The organism is Rhodococcus sp. B10, assembly GCF_011770055.1.
In the GTDB taxonomy this organism is placed as follows: Bacteria; Actinomycetota; Actinomycetes; order Mycobacteriales; family Mycobacteriaceae; genus Rhodococcoides; species Rhodococcoides kyotonensis_B.
Genome location: NZ_JAAFYV010000041.1, coordinates 1 through 17,149, shown reverse-complemented (window position 1 = coordinate 17,149; position 17,149 = coordinate 1). Strand labels below are relative to the sequence as shown.

Genomic DNA, 17,149 nt, shown 5'->3' with positions numbered 1-17,149 from the left:
GCGGTCAGTTGCCCAAGTGGAGGTCGACGGTGCCCTCGACCGGGAGAGTTTCGGTGTACGCGGGCTTTCCGGCGGTGTATTCGATGATCGCCAGTGGGCGGTCAGCGGGAATGTGCAGTTCCGGAGTGAAGGTCGTCGATCCTGCCATTAGCGATTCATCGGTGAGTGAGTCGAGTTGTTCGGACAAGGCTGCACCGTCGGTGCTTCCGCCGGCCTTTTCGATGGCACCGAAGATCAGTTCACCAGCGGAGTACCCGCCTACGGCTGCGTCGGTCGCCGGTCCTGCTCCTGTGGCCTCGGTGAACTTGGCAATGAAGTCGTTGACCTTCGGGTTGGGGTCGTCTCCGTAAATCGAGGCGGTGGAGGCCGTGTAAAAATTACTCAAGTCGGGGACCGCATCGAGCCAATAAGTTCCGGCCATACCGATACCGGAGAGGATCGGCAGATCGATTCCTGCAGCGCGGATCTGGCGCACGGCGGTTGCCCCGCCCGGGGTGTACGAGCACAAGGCGATGGCCGTGGCACCGGAGGACTTGATCTTGGTGATCTGCGATGCGATCGACTGGTCTGAGTTGTTGAACGAGTCCTCTTGCGTCTGCAGTCCCAGATTGGCGGCTTGATCTCGGAACCCTTGGCAGACCTCGGTGGAATAGTCGAGTGATTTGTCGTCGAGCAAGAACGGGGTGGCCCACCCCTTGTCTTTCGCGAGTTGCGCCAGCGTTGCCCCTTCGAGGTACGTCGCCGGTGCCACGGTGTACGCCTGAGGGCCGATTCCTTGCGCGCCGTACTTCGGGGACGCGGCACCGATGCTGACGTTGAGGATGCCCTGGTCTTGAGCGGCGATACCGGCCGGGGACCCGACATCGAAATTAGCGCTGGTCAGCAGGACTTGCGCCCCCTGATCGATCAGGGTTTCGGCGGCTTTCTTCGCTCCGGCCGCGGTGGAGGTGGTGTCTTCCTGGATAAGTTCGATCTGACGTCCGCCGATGCCGCCTGCGGCGTTGACCTCGTCCATCGCGATCTTGAATCCGGCCATGTCCGGTTCGTCGAACGAGGTCATGAAACCCGATGTCGCTACGGCTGCACCGATGATGATCGGACCGTCCTGCGATCCGCTCGTCGAGGTTGCTGCGTTGGGGTCGGTCGAGCTTCCACACGCCGCAAGCGTCAGGCAGGACACCGCGACAGCGGCAAAGACCGGGATCCGGATTTTCATCATGCTGCGAACTCCTCGAATCTCGTGATCGGCTTCACGCCGCACAAGAACTGTGAACTGGACCACTTAATGGGTCAGCGAAACGTACCGCCGCATTCGTCGATCCGAGAGGGTAGGAAGTACCACTTCTGTACGGTTCTCAGTGTGGAAATCGAGCACACCCGTCCGTCGAACGCACTCGCCATGCCCAGCCTGAGCATCTCGAAGCCGCAGGACAGTCCAGCGCAGTCGTTATCCGACGTCGTCGAGCACCGTCAGCGCCGTGAGCGCGAGCTGGCCAGCCTGTATGCCACCGCCCGAGCTCTCACCGCTCTGGGCGAGGTCGACACCGTCCTGACTTCGATCGTGCGGCACGCGCACGAACTCATCGGAACGGACGTCACATACCTGTCGGTGTTCGACGATCCGTATTCGGAACTGACGCTGCGCGCTGTCGAAGGATCGCTGTCGCCGGAATTCAGAACCGCCCACGTGCCAGGGAACACCGGGGTGGGAGGTCGTGTCGTGGAAACTCAGTCAGCGTTCTGGGTCAGCAACTACCTCACGGACCGGTCGCTGACGCACGACCCGGGTTTCGATGCAGTTCTGCAAGCCGAAGGTATCGTGGCGCTGCTGGGTGTACCGCTGCGCGACGGAACACGAGTGTTCGGCATCCTCTACGCTGCCGACCGCGTCGAGCGCCCCTTCGACATCGACGAGGTAGCCCTGCTCAGCGCCTTCGCCGACCACGCCGCAGTCGCACTGCAAAACGCTCGTCTCTACGAGGAAAGCACCCGCGCTCTCGCTGATCTGCGGGACGCTTATGCGACCATCGAGCGCTCGGCGGCCGTTCACGAAGCGTTGACGCGGGTCGTGCTCACCGGCGGTGGCGCACGGGAAGTCGCGCAGTTGCTCGTGACCTCGCTGGGTGGGCGGGTCGCGATCTACGACCGGGACGATCATCTCTTGGTCACCACCGACAACGTCCGCGGGAAAGCGGACGCACCGTCGGACGGACTGAGCGGCGCGCAGTCCGACAGCCGAAGGACCGGTCGATGCGTGACCGTGCACGACGTCGACGCGGATCCGGAACCGCAGTTCCACAGCCTCGTAGCCATCCTTGCCGGCGACACTTACCTCGGAGCGGTGGTTCTCACGCACCTGCACAGCCCCAGCGCTGTCGAGCAGCGCACCCTAGAACGCGCATCACAGATTCTGGGCCTGATGACGCTGAAACAGAACGCCGTTGTCGAGGCCGAGGAACGCGTACGGGGCGAGCTGTTGACCGAGGTGATCACCTCACCTCGGCCTATCCCAGCCGAGCTGGCGACACGAGCCGCATCTCGACACGTGCAGGTCGAGAACTTCACCGCACTTGTTGTGGCAGAGGGTTTTTCACGCCGTTCGGTAGATCTGACCCGGAGACTGCACACCTTCTCCGCCGAATGGTCCGGCTTGGCGGGAGAGTATTTCGGTACATCGACGATGCTCATCGTCGCCGACGACCTCGACGGCGCCGCGGTCGCCATTCAACGACGGTTGCGCGCAACTCTGCACGAACCGATTCTGGTGTGCGCGACTCCTGTAACGGGCGCGAACGATGCGTTGACACGGCCCTTCACCATCGCATCGCGATGCCTGAAGATTCTGCGTGCCACCGGAATAGATGACCGCGGAACGACCAGTGCACATCTGGGCCTGTACGCAACCTTATTCGATCCTGATCGAGCAGAAGACCTGGCAATCCTTCTTGCCGACAACCTCGGTGCGCTGCTCGACTACGACACCCGGCGCGGTACTGATCTGGTCGGAACACTGGCGGTCTATTTCGACAATTCTGCGAACCTGACCAGAACTGCGAAAGCGCTGCATGTGCACATGAACACGTTGATCAAGAGGCTCGACCGCGTCGGCGCGGTGATCGGTGAACGATGGCAACAACCCGACAGCGCACTGTCGTTGCAGGTCGCCGTCAAACTGCATACCTTGACCGGGGTTCTCGGGCCGTCGCCGGTGAGGTGACTGGTCGGCCCACCCTTCACCGGCGTCGGTTGCGAGGCGTTCAGACGCCGCTACGGCCTGCTCCGACCAGTACGAACAGCATGGTCGCAGGGCGGTCGCTTCTGTTTTCCCACTTGTGCCGTGTTCCTCGTTGCACAACACACGTGCCGGGGAGGATCTGTTGCTCAACGTCATCGTCAAGACGAAGCCACATCTCTCCCTCCAAGCACAATCCGTAGTCGACGGAATCGGAGGTGTGAAAGCCCGGGTTCTCCGGCTCGAACGCTCCCATCAATCCAGGTAGCTGTCGCTCGGCATCGGCATTGAGTTCGTCGACATCGCCCGATGGCTCAGGCAAGGCAGATAGTGGCGCCCACCGCACGAGCAGGAAGCGCGTGCCGCCGGTCTCTGGCCAATAAGGGACAGATCCTGCGCTGTCGGGGGTCACTGGTCGCCCGTGGTGGTCGGTGGCCCAGATCGGGAAGAAGTCCAATCCGGCCAGAGCTGCCGGCGCGACGGGCTCGAGCACGTCGTTCTCTGCGATCACAGACCTCTTCTGCGCGTCGTAACCGGTGACGATCCGACGAATATCCACTACTGCCTCATTCTCTCGATGGGTTGCCGATGCTCACGAACCTGTGACGCACGACATATCGGTAACTTTATGCACGTGGCATGCCGGATGTGCATAGCTTTTTTCACTACTGCCATCCCGCGCTAGGTGGATATGTTCGCTACACGCAGGGCTAATCGCCACACCCTGCTGTTCGCAGCTACAGATGAGGCGGGCCACTCGAAAGGTGCATCGCGGACACGATCGGCCACTTACAGGGGTAAAAAATGACACCCAAATCCTTTGAATGGTGGTGGACTTTGCTCTCACGTCCGTCATGAGGCGCCGATACCGTGACCTACACCACGCAGTGAGGTGCGCAAGGTGAACGTCACACGCGACGACTACATCATCGGCTGAACCTCATGGATGCTTCCGCCCCCGAGAGGACCACACTCATGACCGCACCGATACCGCCGATACCGCTCGACGCGATCGAACGCCTGTACAAGTCAGCCACCCAGAAGGTGTGGGTCCGACTAATCCCCGTACTGATGTTCGCGTATGTGCTGAACTTCCTCGATCGCACCAACATCGCGCTGGCGAAAACCCGTCTCGATGTCGATCTCGGGATTTCGGCGGCGGCATTCGGCTTCGGCGCAGGTCTGTTTTTCATCGCCTACTGCGTCCTCGAGATACCGAGCAACCTCATGCTGCACAAGTTCGGTGCTCGGCGATGGATCAGCCGCATCGTCATCTCGTGGGGTGCAATCTCGACGCTAACGATGTTCGTGCAAGGCGAAACCAGCTTCTACATCATGCGGTTCCTCCTCGGCGTCGCCGAGGCCGGTTTCTACCCTGGAATGCTGTTCTACTTCACCCTGTGGTTCGCCGCCCGTGACCGCGCTGTCGCCGTCGGCATGCTCTTGGTCGCCCCGCAAGTCGCCACAGTGTTCGGCAGTCCGCTCGGCGGGGCCATCATGACCCTCGACGGCGCGCTTGGACTGTACGGCTGGCAGTGGCTTCTACTCCTCGAAGGCATTCCCACCGTCCTGTTCGGATTCTTCCTGTGGTTCTACCTGCCCAACGGCCCCAAGGATGCTCGCTGGCTTACCGGCGACGAGAAAGAAGCTCTACTAGCCAAGACCACCGTCGCCGGTGAAGAAAAGCACTCTGTCCGTCAAGCCCTTGCCTCGGTGTTCTCCAGCGGGGTTTTACTCTCGATCGCTGTCATCTACTTCGTCACCCAACTCTGCGTCTACGGCATCACCTTCTTCATGCCCAGCATTGTCGAAGCCTCGGGAGTATCGGGAACCTTCGCAATCGGCGCGATCTCAGGTCTACCCGCAGTCGGTGCGCTGATCGGTGTACTCATCTACCCCCGACTCTTCCGTAAATACGCCAACCCCATACGTTTTGTTGCCGTGGCAATGGTCGGGGCAGCCGTTTCGACGTTCGTCGCCGCCAACTCAGGACATGTCGTCAGCTTGATCGCCCTGGCCGTTATGCAGTTCTTCGTCACCGGCACAGCCCCTATTCTTTGGTCGGTTGCCATGAGCCGAATCAGTGGCGTTCAGTCGGCCGCAGGTTTGGCCATGATCAACTCCATCGGACTTCTCGGCGGTTTCTTCGGGCCGAATTTGTTCGGCATCGCTGAATCACGGACCGGAGACCCATCCTCGGCCATCGGACTCCTGACGATCGCGGCCATCGTGGCCCTCGGTATCGTGGTCCTCCTACGCCAGCTGCTACGGAGAACCCCTCCCGTGACCACAGTCGCCGCCGTTGTTGCGAAGAAGTCCAACACCGACACCACGACAGCCAGAAGCTAGTCACCACTTCCTCACCGCTTTCGGCTCTGCGTCGATCAACGCTCGCGGAGCCGAAAGCAGTTCCGTTAGGCTGAGTGCGCATATTTTGAAGGAGAACTCACGTGTCCGATCGAGTTCGAGTTGGTGGTCTGCAGGTTGCCAAGGTTTTGTACGGCTTCGTCGAGGGCGAGGCGCTTCCGGGTACCGGTGTCGATTCCGAGCAGTTCTGGAGTGGCGCGGAATCGGTGATCACCGATCTGGCTCCGAAGAACAAGGCGCTTCTCGCGGTTCGTGACGAAATCCAGGGCAAGGTCGATGCATGGCACGGCGAGCACGCCGGCCCCGATTACGACCGCGGCGCATACAAGGCATTCCTGAAGGAGATCGGCTACCTGCAGGGCGAGCCTTCCGACTTCTCGATCAGCACCTCGGGTGTCGACACGGAGATCACGTCCACTGCTGGTCCGCAGCTGGTGGTTCCGGTGCTCAACGCCCGGTTCGCGATCAATGCGTCCAATGCTCGGTGGGGTTCGCTCTACGATGCTCTCTACGGCACCGACGCAATCTCCGAGGATGGCGGCGCGGAGAAGGGCAGCAGCTACAACAAGGTGCGCGGCGACAAGGTCATCGCATTCGCCCGCGAATTCCTCGACGAGGCAGCTCCCCTGTCCTCCGGCTCGCATGTGGGTTCGACGAATTACGTCCTGCAGTTCGACGAGGCGCCTGCAGCCTCGTTGACGGTGACTCTCGCCGACGGGTCGACGGTCGGATTGAAGGATCCGGCGCAGTTGCTCGGATGCCAGGGTTCCTCGGATGCGCCGACTGCCATTCTGTTGGTGCACAACGGGTTGCACTTCGAAATTCAGATCGATCCCGAAAGCCCGATCGGAAAGACCGACGCCGCGGGCGTCAAAGATGTTCTGCTCGAATCCGCGGTGACCACGATCATGGACTTCGAGGATTCGGTCGCCGCGGTCGATGCGGACGACAAGGTGCTGGGCTACCGAAACTGGCTCGGGTTGATGCGCGGTGATCTCACCGAGGAAGTGTCCAAGGGCGGCAAAACCTTTACCCGCACCCTCAACGCGGACCGCACCTATACAGCGGTCGACGGCAGCGAACTCACCTTGCACGGCCGGTCGCTGTTGTTCGTCCGCAACGTCGGTCATTTGATGACTTCCGACGCAATTCTCGACGCGGACGGCAACGAGGTCCCCGAAGGCATTCTCGATGCCCTGTTCACTTCTCTCACTGGGTTGCATTCGATCGCTGCGGGCAACGTCCTGAAAAACAGTCGGACCGGGTCGTTGTACATCGTCAAGCCGAAGATGCACGGACCCGACGAGGTCGCGTTCACCGCGCAATTGTTCGGGCGGGTCGAGAAGGTCCTAGGACTGCCCGAGAACACCCTCAAGGTCGGCATCATGGACGAGGAACGTCGCACCACGGTCAACCTGAAGGCCGCAATCGAGGCGGCGAAGGAACGGGTGGTGTTCATCAACACCGGCTTCCTGGACCGCACGGGCGACGAAATCCACACCTCGATGGAAGCCGGCCCGGTCGTGCCGAAGGGTGAGATGAAAGCCCAGAAGTGGATCAAGGCGTACGAGGACTTCAACGTCGACACCGGTCTCGCGGCAGGCCTGGAAGGCAGAGCGCAGATCGGCAAGGGCATGTGGGCGATGCCGGATCTGATGCACGACATGCTCGAGCAGAAGATCGGCCACCCGCAGGCCGGCGCGAACACCGCATGGGTGCCCTCACCGACGGCAGCAACACTGCACGCCTTGCACTATCACAAGGTCGATGTCTTCGCCCGCCAGGAAGAGATCGCGAAGGCCAAGCGGGCCAGCATCGACGAAATCCTCGAAATTCCACTGGCACCGTCCACCGATTGGTCCGAGGAGCAGAAGCAGAAAGAACTCGACAACAGTTCACAGTCGATCCTCGGGTACGTCGTGCGGTGGATCGACCACGGCGTCGGTTGTTCGAAGGTGCCCGATATCGACGATGTCGCACTGATGGAGGACCGCGCGACACTGCGCATCTCGAGTCAGTTCATCGCCAACTGGCTCCGCCACGGCATCGTCACCGAGGACCAGGTACGTGCGTCGCTCGAGCGGATGGCACCTGTGGTGGACCGCCAGAACAGCTCGGACCCGACGTACAAGAATCTCGCGCCGGACTTCGAGACCAACATCGCCTTCCAAGCGGCCAGTGACCTGATCTTCCAGGGCACCAGCCAGCCCAACGGCTACACCGAGCCGATCCTGCACCGCCGCCGCCGCGAGTACAAAGCAGCCAACAGCTGAGCTGCGCTGAGGTCGACCCCTGCGCAGTGTCGACTTCAGGGCTGGGCCGATCTGGCGACCCTTCTTGATTGCTTCGAAGACGTCGGGGTCGACGGTCTCCTTGATCGGTGTGGGCTTGCCACGTCGCCACTGGCCGTCGGTGGTGATGACGAGTTTGGCTTCGGTGTCGTCGATGCGGGAGCGCAGTGCGGTGAGCCGAGTCGGGCGCACGTGAGGTGAGCCGAGTCGGGCGCACGTGAGGTGAGCCGAGTCGGGCGCACGTGAGGATGGAGACGATGGCTTCGGGGATCATCGGTATGTAGATCGCAACGCGGTCGCAGGCGACGAGGCCCAGGTCGGAAAGGGTGTTGGCGGCCTGGCTGACCTTGGCGAGCAGGTCGGAGTAGGTGACGTCGCGGCTGTCGCCGGGCTCGCCCTCCCAGCGGATGGCGACCTGGTCGCCGTGTCCGTCGGGCACGTGGCGGTCGACGCAGTTGTAGGCGACGTTGAGCTCGCCGTCGGCGAACCACTTGGCGACGGGGGCATCGGCCCAGTCCAGTACCTCGGTGAACGGGGTGCCAGTGAAGGCGGCGTGCCTGCTCGGCCCAGAACGCCAGACGATCGGTCTCAGCGTCGGCGTAGAGGTCGGCCGTCGCGTTCGCCTGAGCCCGGGTTGCTGGGGTGGAGGGGATAGGACTCGACTCCCGGCTGCGCCGACGGGCTGGTACTCACGGTGCGAGAAGATTCCTTCGTGCGGGTTCTACCGGGTTAGGTGAGCATGCTGAGACTCGGGGCCGCGGACAAAGTGGTTCCGCGCGGCGGCACCAAGGGGTGGTGCCGCCGCGCGAGATGGTGGAATCTTCAATCGGTCAAACCGAGTAGCGGCACAATGTCTCGCCACCGTCGATCTTGACCAGATCTCCGTGGATATAGCTCGATTCATCGGAGGCGAGGAAGACGGCGAGGTTCGCAACGTCCACGACCTCTCCCCAGCGCTTGAGCGGGATCGACTCGGTGAAGGAGTCGTCGAAAGCTTTGTCGTCGAACAGCTCTCGCGTTAGAGCCGTCTTCGCGTAGGTGGGGCAGATCCCGTTCACCCGGATCTGGTCCTTGCCGTACTCGATGGCCAGGCAACGGGTCAGGTTCGCTGCCGCACCCTTCGAGATGTTGTACACCGACTGATTCGGATGTCCCTGAAGCCCGGCTGTAGATACAATGTTGACGATGTTTCCGCCGTCCCCCTGGGCGAGGAACTGTTTGATGGCCTCCTGGGAGCCGAAGAAGGTGCCTTTGGCGTTGACGTCGAAGCAGATGTCGAGATCGGCTTCGCTGAACTCGTGCAGGCGTTTGCCTGCACGGAATATGCCGGCGTTATTGATGAACACATCGAGCCGGCCGAACTCGGTGACGGTCTGCGCGACCAATGCCGCGACCTGGTTGGACTTCGTGACGTCAGCCTGGACGAAAATTGCCTCACCGCCGGACTTCTGGATTGACTCGGCTGTAGTCAACGCGGCGTCGTCCTCGAAGCCGCCGGTGGTGGGCTGTTCGTGAATGTCGCTGATAACCAGTTTGGCGCCCTGCGCCGCACATGCTTTGGCAATTCCGCGGCCCAGGCCGGACGATGATCCCGTGACGACGATGACTTTGTTGTGTAGACGATTGGTCATGGTGAGGTGGTCCCTTCATACAAGCTGGAAAAACGAAAAATCGATCAGGAGGTTGCGCGAGGCACTCGCGACGTAGCGCTCGTTATTGTGCGAGGTGCTCGAGGAACCATTCGCGAGCCAAACCACTCGACTGCTCGAATCCCTTGGTGTAGATGTCGAAATGCCCTCCCGGTAATACTGCGATCTTTTTGGGCTCACGTGCTTTTTCGTAGGCAGCGATCGCCAGATCGGTTGGGGTGAGGACGTCGTTCGCCGCCGGGAGCAGCAGAAGTGGCGTCGGACTGATGTAGGCGATGTAGTCCGCTGGCACATATTCGCCGAGCAACTCGACGCTACGCAGGGTCACCTCGTTCTTCCACGACGGTGCCAGGTTCTTGTGGCCCTCGGTGAACCACTGATAAGAGTCGGGCGTCGGCAGTGCCGATGGTGCGTATGGATCCTCGGCGACGACCGGGACCATGGCCGGTGCCTCTCCTTTGAACCGGGCCAGTCGATCTGCATCGAACTGCTCCTGGAATCCGCCGATGAAGTCCGGGCGGACCAAGCGACGCAGGTTCTGATAGCCGTCGACCAAGGCCCCCTGGCTGACAACAGCTTTGACTCGACGATCGATCGCGCCGACCACGAGAACGTGGCCGCCTGAGTAGCTGCTTCCCCAGACTCCAATGTGGTTCGAGTCCACCTCGGGCAAAGTAGTGGCGTAGGTGATGGCGTGGCGGTAGTCGCGGATTTGAGCCCAGGGGTCGATCTCCTGACGTGGTTCGCCGTCGCTGGCACCGAAGTTGCGGTTGTCGAATACGAGCGCATTCAGTCCCGCTGCGGAGAACACCTCGGCATACCGGTCGAGGTACATTTCTTTGACGGCCGAATAACCGTGTGCCAAAACGATTGTTGGGCGCGGAGCACCATCGGAATCTTCTGCGGTGTAGAACCATCCACGCAGCGTGGTGCCTTCTGCACTGAACTCGATATCGCGGCGAGTCATTGTTGATCTCCTTCGGTGGGTTTGCATTTAGCCCGAAGGGAGTACTGCAACTCACCGACGGGCTGGTGTGACTCCAGTCTCACTCAGTGGGGCTTTGTGGGCGATAACACGTGGGCCATCTTTTTGTATGTTTGCGACACGGCCGGCGAAATAGGCTTCTCGAAATTCTCTGGGTGTCGTTCCGTAGGTTGTTTTGAAAGTGCGGCTGAAATGGCTGCCGTCCGAGAATCCCCACTTGCTGGCGATTGCCCCGATGGACTTACCGGCCTCCGCGAGCTCACCGCGAGCCCGCGCGAGCCGACGTATGCGGATGGTTTCGCTCACCGTCTGCCCGGTTGCGTTGAACGCGCGATTGACCGTACGCACAGACACCCCGTGCGCGGAGGCGATGACGCTGGGGCTGAGATGGCCATCGAGAAGATTGTGTTCGATGAAGCGATCGATGGCGTCGCGCAGAGCTGATCCGATGCCTGATGAGGCGACAACGGGGGAATCGGAACGCACAGCACCGATCAACAGTTCGAGTGTGGCATTGCGGGCCGCGGCGACCGCAGACTGGCTCAAGTGCGGCAGGCTGCAGGCAAGGGTGTCAAGATAGCCCGTCAACAGCTGCGTTGCAGCAGAGTCTGCGCGCAAGGTGACGCCGGGATGCGCCCATGCCTTGCCTCCGACCTCGTCGAGTGCGGCGCGAGGAATGACGAGGCTCCGTTTTGACAGTTTCTCCCACACAGTGAAGCGGGCAGTCTTGGTACTGTCCCATACCACTGCATCACCCGGACCGAGTGTGACGGTGACGTCGTCCTGGGTGACCGTCTCACGTCCGGCACGATTGATCAGCACGACGAAGAATTCGCCTTCAGTTTCGGCAACCTGGCGTCGCTGCCGGGTTCCCGAACATGGATCGCATTCGCAATCGACGAGGGCGAGATCATGGATCCACCAGCGTCGAACGTAGGCATCGAACGGCTGCGAGGATTCGTCAGGGACCGCCACCGACCATGGCAGATGTGTCGTGGAGAGCATTTGCTCCCATCGCTGCACACGGTCACCGGCGCTTTCGTCGGCCGTCGGCGCTGACAGCCGATACTCGTCGTCTCGTCTCGACATCGTTCTGCTCCCGTCGTGAGCATCAGTGCTCACTCATCAAGAATTACGGTACCGCTGATACTCGCCGGTCAAAGGGGCACTGGTGCGTATCGGCGCGGTGCTCTTCTGTGTTTTAGGCCAGCCTGTGCGGCGGACGACGCCTTTTGCTAGAACTAACGCGACAAGCTTCCGGAGATCCGCGACAGTTTCGCCCGATGACGGGTGGTGGCGGACTTCAAATAATCACACCGAAGCGATAGCCTCAGCATGGACGAGTGGAGAGCAGCGTCGTCACCATCTCGACGCCGACAAGCCGGGTTGCTGTCTCCGTGGACCGGAAGGCCAGCAATTCGGAGATAATCAGCAGGTCTTGGGCGAGATCCCTGCTGAAGATCGGCTCGTAGTGGGCTATACGGTTGCCTAACTTGCGGATTCGTTCGAGATCTTAGTAGATCCGAGGCAGTTGCTGTCGGACAGAGTGTGCGGAACGATTTTGGGGAAGGCGCGTCGCAGGCCGGGACCCATAGGCGGGCATCGTTGCGGCTTGTGAACATCTTCTGCCAGGACGCGACTTAAGTCGATACAGCTTGACTTCCGTTAGCCACCGAATAATAATTGTTAGGTGGCTAACGATCGTGAGTCAGTCGGCGCATGGGCAAAGCGCTACTACGTCACCGGTCGGTCGCTGGTCGACTCGATTCTGCGCCCGTTCGACTTGGGCTGGACACAGTGGCACGTTCTGAATGTGCTGGTAAATCAGGGGCCGACCATGCAACGCGATCTCGGAGTCCTTCTCGAGATCGAGCGACCGACCATGAGCGGCGTGGTCACTGCGCTCGTGCGCAAAGGTTTCGTCGACCAAAGCCCCAGTGCCACGGACCAGCGTCAACGGATACTCCACCTCACCGACACTGGAAAAGCTCTCTGGGAATCGCTGCCGAACCCCATCGAGATCGTTCTGACAATCGCATTCGAAGACGCGGACGATGCAGATTTAGCGATTGCTCGCCGGGTTCTTCGAGACGCTACCCATCGCATCGTCCATTACCAAGAAAAAGGAACCAACCTATGACGATTCTCGTCACCGGCGGCACAGGCCTCGTGGGCAGCCGCCTCATTCAGCGACTGGTAGACGCGGGTGTCGAATGCCGCGTGCTCGTTCGCCCGGGTAGGCCCGCACCCGCTGGCGCAACCGCAGTCCAGGGAGACATTCTCGATCCCGGCACACTCGAAGCCGCCGTAGACGGAGTTACGGCCATCATTCACCTCGCCGCGGTTCTTCGGACTCCGGATCCCGACGAAATTCTGCAGGTGAACCTGGAGGGCACACGCAACCTGATCGATGCTACCTGCGCGCACGCGCCGCATGCACGTCTCGTCATGGCAAGCACTGGTCTGGTCTACTCCGAGGTCGACCGTCCTCGACCGGCGCGTGAGGACGACGTCGCAGATTCAGCGCAACCGTATCCGGCGAGCAAGATCGCTGCCGAGGAGTTGCTGCGCGAGAGCGGCCTGACGTGGTCGGTGTTGCGCTTCGGGTTCGTTTACGGCGACGGTGATGGGCACCTCGAACAACTTCCCCGGCTTGCCGCGATGCTTAACTGGCATCCGGCTCGTGCGGTGAGCCTCATTCATCACCGCGATATCGCTGGGCACGTCGATCTGGCTCTCGCCGGAGCGTTCGACAACCGCATCGTCAACGTCACCGACGATGCGCCCACGACCGTGTACGAGCTCGCTGCGCTCGTCGGAGCCCCAATAGAAACCACCGACGAACCTTTGCGTAACCCATGGGCGGGTCGACTCGACGGCACGTTGGCAAGGAAGCTGGGGTTCACTACGCGGCTTCCCACAGTTCACCAGGCAGTCCTGGAGAACGCCATCTAACTCCTGATCAGACGCTCGGTCTTTTCGATCACCGCCTGGTCGGCGGATGGGCTCGGCTCCGCTGGATGATTTCTGGCATCATTACCACTTTGTAGTAGCCGATGTCCTCTACTTGACGTCAGCTGACTCCGGTGCAGAACCGAGCCGATGGGACCGAAAGCAAGAGCACAAGGGGTTCGGCGGTCAGTAGTTCGTGGACGCGGATGAAGTGCTGCGTTGTAACTGTTGACACCGAGTCCACATACGTATGCGTCGGCGTTGGCTTTCAAGATGTCGGCGGTGGTCTGGCCGTACGAGGCACTGCATGGTTGCGGTCAACTTGCCGCTTTCTGGTCGCTCCGCAATTAAGATCGTAAATTCGGTTCGACAAGACTGGGTTTCGCGCGCCCAGACAACATTGCACGACTTCACCCTGACGCGGCCCGCTGTGCTCGCTAGATCAGCTCGTTGAGTCGTGCAGCAGCTCGGACAGCCTGCTTGGGTCGGAGAAGACGCTCATGTGCCACGAGTCGCGCAGCACGGAAAACGTTGAACGCTGCAGTCGCTCATGCATCGCCTTCATAGAGACCGTATCGGAGACTGCGTCATGTTCCGCGGCCACGACCTGAACCGGGCACGTGATCGACTGCGTCCGCATCGAACAGTCGAAAACCGCTATAGCGCGGAGAGCCGACGCCCACGACGCCGGATCAGCCGTGTCCAACGTTCGACGGGCGTACGAGACGACGGAATCGTCGCGAGCGAGGTCCTCAGGCCCGAACCACCGCTGCAGCGCACCATCGACATCGACCGCGCCTGCTGCAACAGCGTCTGCCGCACTAGCGAAGGCTGGAAAAGGCGTATCCTGGGTGCACAGCAGTGTCATCCGTGCAACGAGATCCGGCCGAAGCAGTGCGAGCTCGAGCGCGACCTGGCCGCCGAACGAGTGGCCGACTACGTGCCACGACCGATCAGGTGGAAGTTGTGCGGCCACCTCGCCCGCCAAACGTGCTGGAAGCCCGCTGGGGTCGGCAACGCTCGGCGGGATGATGTCGGGCGCGAGTACTAGCCCACGTTCGGAAAGCGTGGCCCGCACCTCGCTCCAGACGGCAGGAGTCAACGGAGTTCCGTGCAGCAGAAGCCAGGCCGAGTCATCCATTCCAGTTCCTGATCTTGTCGAGGTCTTTACCGATGCGGCGGATGTCGTCGTCGACGGACACGGCCTTACCGCTTGAACCTGCGGCATCGACGATAGCGACCACGCGGGTGATGTCGTCGACGACTCGCTCCAACTGCAGAGTGTAGGGAAGTAACTGCATTGCAGCAGTATTCACCGGCGGCGGCGCTGTCAGTGCGCGTTCTGCGCTGTGCCGCGCCAGGTGTGCAGATCGGTACGCGTCGTCCCGGGTCCGCTGCAACGCCGGACCCGACCCTCCCCCGGCCGCGGCGAGGTACACCTCGGCCGAGTCGACGGCCTGTTGCCGCCGCTGACCCTCCGAGAACCTACGCGTACCCGGCCACAGAAGGTAACCGATGACGATGGCGATGAGTGCTCCGAGCGCGGTGTCGAGGAGCCTCACCAACGGTAGGACGTCGTCGACCGACCCGGTGGACGACGACGTCAACAACGCGGCCGCCGTCACTCCGGTCATATTCAGTCCGTACGGCTTCGGTGCCAACAGGATGGCGAATGCCAACGCGACCGCAGCACCGACCGCAACCCCGACACCGGTAGGTACAACAAGGAGAACGACGGTTGCCACCGCAGCGCCCACCAACCAAAACGAGTGACTCGTGCCGCGCAGCGCCACGCTCACTGCCGTCGCAACGCCCATGCACACACCCAGCCGCGCTCCGGCGTCGAACACATCCCGCGATAGCACTGATCGCAGTCCCGAGGCCGCGCGCTCGGCTACCGGCGGCGTCGCCGCGCCCGGAAGCCCTCTGGGCACCTCGGAAAACGCGTCGACCAGGGCATCCCAACCCGGCGTCATCGGAGCCTGTTCGTCGAGTGGGGCCGTGACACGAGTGCCGGACCGAGTCGACTCGGCTGCATCGCGTAGCGCAGCGACGGCCGCAGCGGGAACGCCGGCGTGTTCGGCGTAGAGGGTTGCTGCTGCGTACCCCGCCAACTCCGCCCGAGTATTGCGTCGTCCTGCCCGGGCGGTGGCCGACGCCGCGGCGAGGCGAGCTCGGCAGCCGGCGGCGTCGGGTCCGCCGATTGCCTCACACAGGTCGGCTGCCACATTGAACACCGACGCTGCGGCGGAAGAATCGCGGGTGTCGAACAACTAAGGCCGCAACCAATTCCGTTCACGGTAAGTGTCAAGCGCTATTGTCCAAAGATCGCACGACGGCAGTACGTCTTGCGGTCGAGGGACCGCACGCGGTCGCCGATCAGTTGCAACGCGCTCTTGTCGAACTTGCGGCAGCGACCGCGGTGACTCCCCGTTATCTTTTAGGTGGTCCTTGAAACCGAGGGCTGCGGTCGCCAGACCTGGTATGACTTCTTGCCCCTGTCATTAATGATCCGGGGGGTGGTGTCGCCGGGTGTGGTGGCATCGATGAACCGCTGATAGGGACAGGGCCGCTGATCGTGAGTAGGTCTCTTCATAACGTGGGTGTCGGGTATCGATGTCGGATCGGCGACCGGCGGTACACCGGACGAAGGACTGCTTCATGGACACGAGTTACGCCGTGTTTTGCGGCATTGACGTGGGAAAATCCGAGCATCACGCTGTCGGTCTCGCCGTCGACGGCACCCGCCTCTACGACAAGGCCCTGCCCAACGACGAGGCTCGACTACGCACAGTTTTCGACCGCCTCGCCGCGTACGGACCTGTGTTGATCGTGGTCGATCAACCCAACACGATCGGTGCGCTACCGGTCACCGTCGCCCGCTCCTGCGGTCACCGAGTGGCGTACCTTCCGGGCCTGTCGATGCGCCGAATCGCAGATCTGTATCCAGGGCAGGCGAAGACCGACGCGCGCGACGCGTTCATCATCGCCGACACGGCCAGGACCATGCCGCACACGCTGCGACGGGTCGACACAGGCGATGACACACTCGCCGAGCTCGGTGTTCTGATCGGTTTCGACGACGACCTTGCCGGCGAAGCGACCCGCGTCAGCAACCGAATCCGGGGACTACTGACCAGCATTCACCCCGCGCTCGAACGAGTACTCGGACCGCGAGTCACGCACCCCGCCGTGCTCGAAATCCTCTCCCGGTGCGGTGGCCCCGCCGGCATCCGCACCGCTGGCAAGCGCAAGCTGACCGCCATCGCAGTGAAGAACGCCCCACGAATGGGCGCCCGACTGGTCGCGGAAATCTACACCGCTCTCGAGGCCCAGACCGTCGTAGTCCCCGGGTCCGCGGCTGCCGAGACTGTCCTACCAAAACTTGCAGATTCCCTCAAAGAGACGCTGCAACAACGTAAAGCAATCGGTCTGGACGTGGAGAGGATGCTCGATGCCCACCCTCTTTCCTCGGTCCTGATCTCGATGCCAGGCGTCGGAATCAGGACAGCAGCACGCATCCTTCTCGAAGTCGGTGACGGTTCGGAGTTCGGCCGGACACATCGGTGCCGAGCATGAATTCCGGTGCCCAGCCGCCGAACCCGCCGGTTCGGACGAGAGTATCGGCCTCGACCGCACGTCTCGCCGTCGCCAACATCAGCAGCAGTGCGAT

Annotated in this window: 12 protein-coding genes and 3 pseudogenes; 6 read left to right on the top strand and 9 right to left on the bottom strand. The window is 61.8% G+C overall.

Annotation, left to right across the window (positions count from 1 at the left end):
* Window positions 1–4: 4 nt before the first annotated feature.
* Entirely contained in the window at window positions 5–1,219 is a 1,215-nt protein-coding gene (locus RhoFasB10_RS22325) for an ABC transporter substrate-binding protein (protein ID WP_167678608.1), read from the bottom strand.
* Window positions 1,220–1,360: 141 nt separating this feature from the next.
* On the opposite strand from RhoFasB10_RS22325, the gene RhoFasB10_RS22320 reads away from it, so the two are divergent.
* Complete coding sequence (locus RhoFasB10_RS22320; protein WP_206031233.1) at window positions 1,361–3,217, top strand: GAF domain-containing protein; 1,857 nt, start codon at window positions 1,361–1,363, stop codon at window positions 3,215–3,217.
* A 40-nt stretch (window positions 3,218–3,257) separates the two neighbouring features.
* On the opposite strand, the gene RhoFasB10_RS22315 is transcribed toward RhoFasB10_RS22320, so the two are convergent.
* The gene (locus RhoFasB10_RS22315; protein WP_167678607.1) at window positions 3,258–3,743 is read right to left on the bottom strand and encodes a cupin domain-containing protein; all 486 of its coding nucleotides are present in this window, start codon (window positions 3,741–3,743) and stop codon (window positions 3,258–3,260) included.
* Between the two features lie 560 nt (window positions 3,744–4,303).
* Here RhoFasB10_RS22315 and RhoFasB10_RS22310 point away from each other — a divergent pair.
* Window positions 4,304–5,581, top strand: a complete 1,278-nt coding sequence (locus tag RhoFasB10_RS22310; RefSeq protein WP_206031232.1) for an MFS transporter — start codon at window positions 4,304–4,306, stop codon at window positions 5,579–5,581.
* 101 nt (window positions 5,582–5,682) lie between these two features.
* Entirely contained in the window at window positions 5,683–7,872 is a 2,190-nt protein-coding gene (locus RhoFasB10_RS22305; RefSeq protein ID WP_167678605.1) for a malate synthase G, read from the top strand.
* Between the two features lie 87 nt (window positions 7,873–7,959).
* Here the strand turns inward: RhoFasB10_RS22305 and RhoFasB10_RS22300 are convergent.
* The 4 genes and pseudogenes from RhoFasB10_RS22300 to RhoFasB10_RS22285 form a co-directional block, all read right to left on the bottom strand.
* Window positions 7,960–8,543: pseudogene (locus tag RhoFasB10_RS22300) on the bottom strand (acetyl-coenzyme A synthetase N-terminal domain-containing protein); the annotation flags it as partial.
* A gap of 177 nt (window positions 8,544–8,720) precedes the next feature.
* Window positions 8,721–9,521 (bottom strand): SDR family oxidoreductase, encoded by an 801-nt coding sequence (locus RhoFasB10_RS22295; protein ID WP_167678603.1) that lies wholly within the window; start codon window positions 9,519–9,521, stop codon window positions 8,721–8,723.
* A gap of 82 nt (window positions 9,522–9,603) precedes the next feature.
* A complete protein-coding gene (locus tag RhoFasB10_RS22290) occupies window positions 9,604–10,506 on the bottom strand; it encodes an alpha/beta hydrolase (RefSeq protein WP_167678660.1) in 903 nt (300 codons plus the stop codon).
* Window positions 10,507–10,557: 51 nt separating this feature from the next.
* Window positions 10,558–11,613: a helix-turn-helix domain-containing protein gene (locus RhoFasB10_RS22285; protein ID WP_167678601.1), complete on the bottom strand. Its 1,056-nt coding sequence runs from the start codon at window positions 11,611–11,613 to the stop codon at window positions 10,558–10,560.
* Between the two features lie 601 nt (window positions 11,614–12,214).
* On the opposite strand from RhoFasB10_RS22285, the gene RhoFasB10_RS22280 reads away from it, so the two are divergent.
* Together RhoFasB10_RS22280 and RhoFasB10_RS22275 are read left to right on the top strand one after the other, a co-directional pair.
* A complete protein-coding gene (locus RhoFasB10_RS22280) occupies window positions 12,215–12,664 on the top strand; it encodes a MarR family transcriptional regulator (protein ID WP_167678599.1) in 450 nt (149 codons plus the stop codon).
* A complete protein-coding gene (locus tag RhoFasB10_RS22275; protein ID WP_167678597.1) occupies window positions 12,661–13,479 on the top strand; it encodes an NAD(P)-dependent oxidoreductase in 819 nt (272 codons plus the stop codon). The genes RhoFasB10_RS22280 and RhoFasB10_RS22275 overlap by 4 nt, the downstream gene beginning before the upstream one ends.
* A 439-nt stretch (window positions 13,480–13,918) precedes the next feature.
* Here the strand turns inward: RhoFasB10_RS22275 and RhoFasB10_RS22270 are convergent, their stop codons facing one another.
* Both RhoFasB10_RS22270 and RhoFasB10_RS26840 read right to left on the bottom strand, forming a co-directional pair.
* Entirely contained in the window at window positions 13,919–14,617 is a 699-nt protein-coding gene (locus RhoFasB10_RS22270; protein ID WP_167678595.1) for an alpha/beta hydrolase, read from the bottom strand.
* Window positions 14,610–15,704 (bottom strand): FUSC family protein, encoded by a 1,095-nt coding sequence (locus RhoFasB10_RS26840; RefSeq protein ID WP_167678593.1) that lies wholly within the window; start codon window positions 15,702–15,704, stop codon window positions 14,610–14,612. Before RhoFasB10_RS26840 ends, RhoFasB10_RS22270 begins: the two co-directional genes overlap by 8 nt.
* A gap of 433 nt (window positions 15,705–16,137) precedes the next feature.
* Here RhoFasB10_RS26840 and RhoFasB10_RS22260 point away from each other — a divergent pair.
* Window positions 16,138–17,028 (top strand): annotated as a pseudogene (locus RhoFasB10_RS22260) (transposase); the annotation flags it as partial.
* Here the strand turns inward: RhoFasB10_RS22260 and RhoFasB10_RS26515 are convergent.
* A pseudogene (locus RhoFasB10_RS26515) lies at window positions 17,024–17,149 on the bottom strand (D-glycerate dehydrogenase); the annotation flags it as partial. The pseudogenes RhoFasB10_RS22260 and RhoFasB10_RS26515 sit on opposite strands and share 5 nt — an antisense overlap.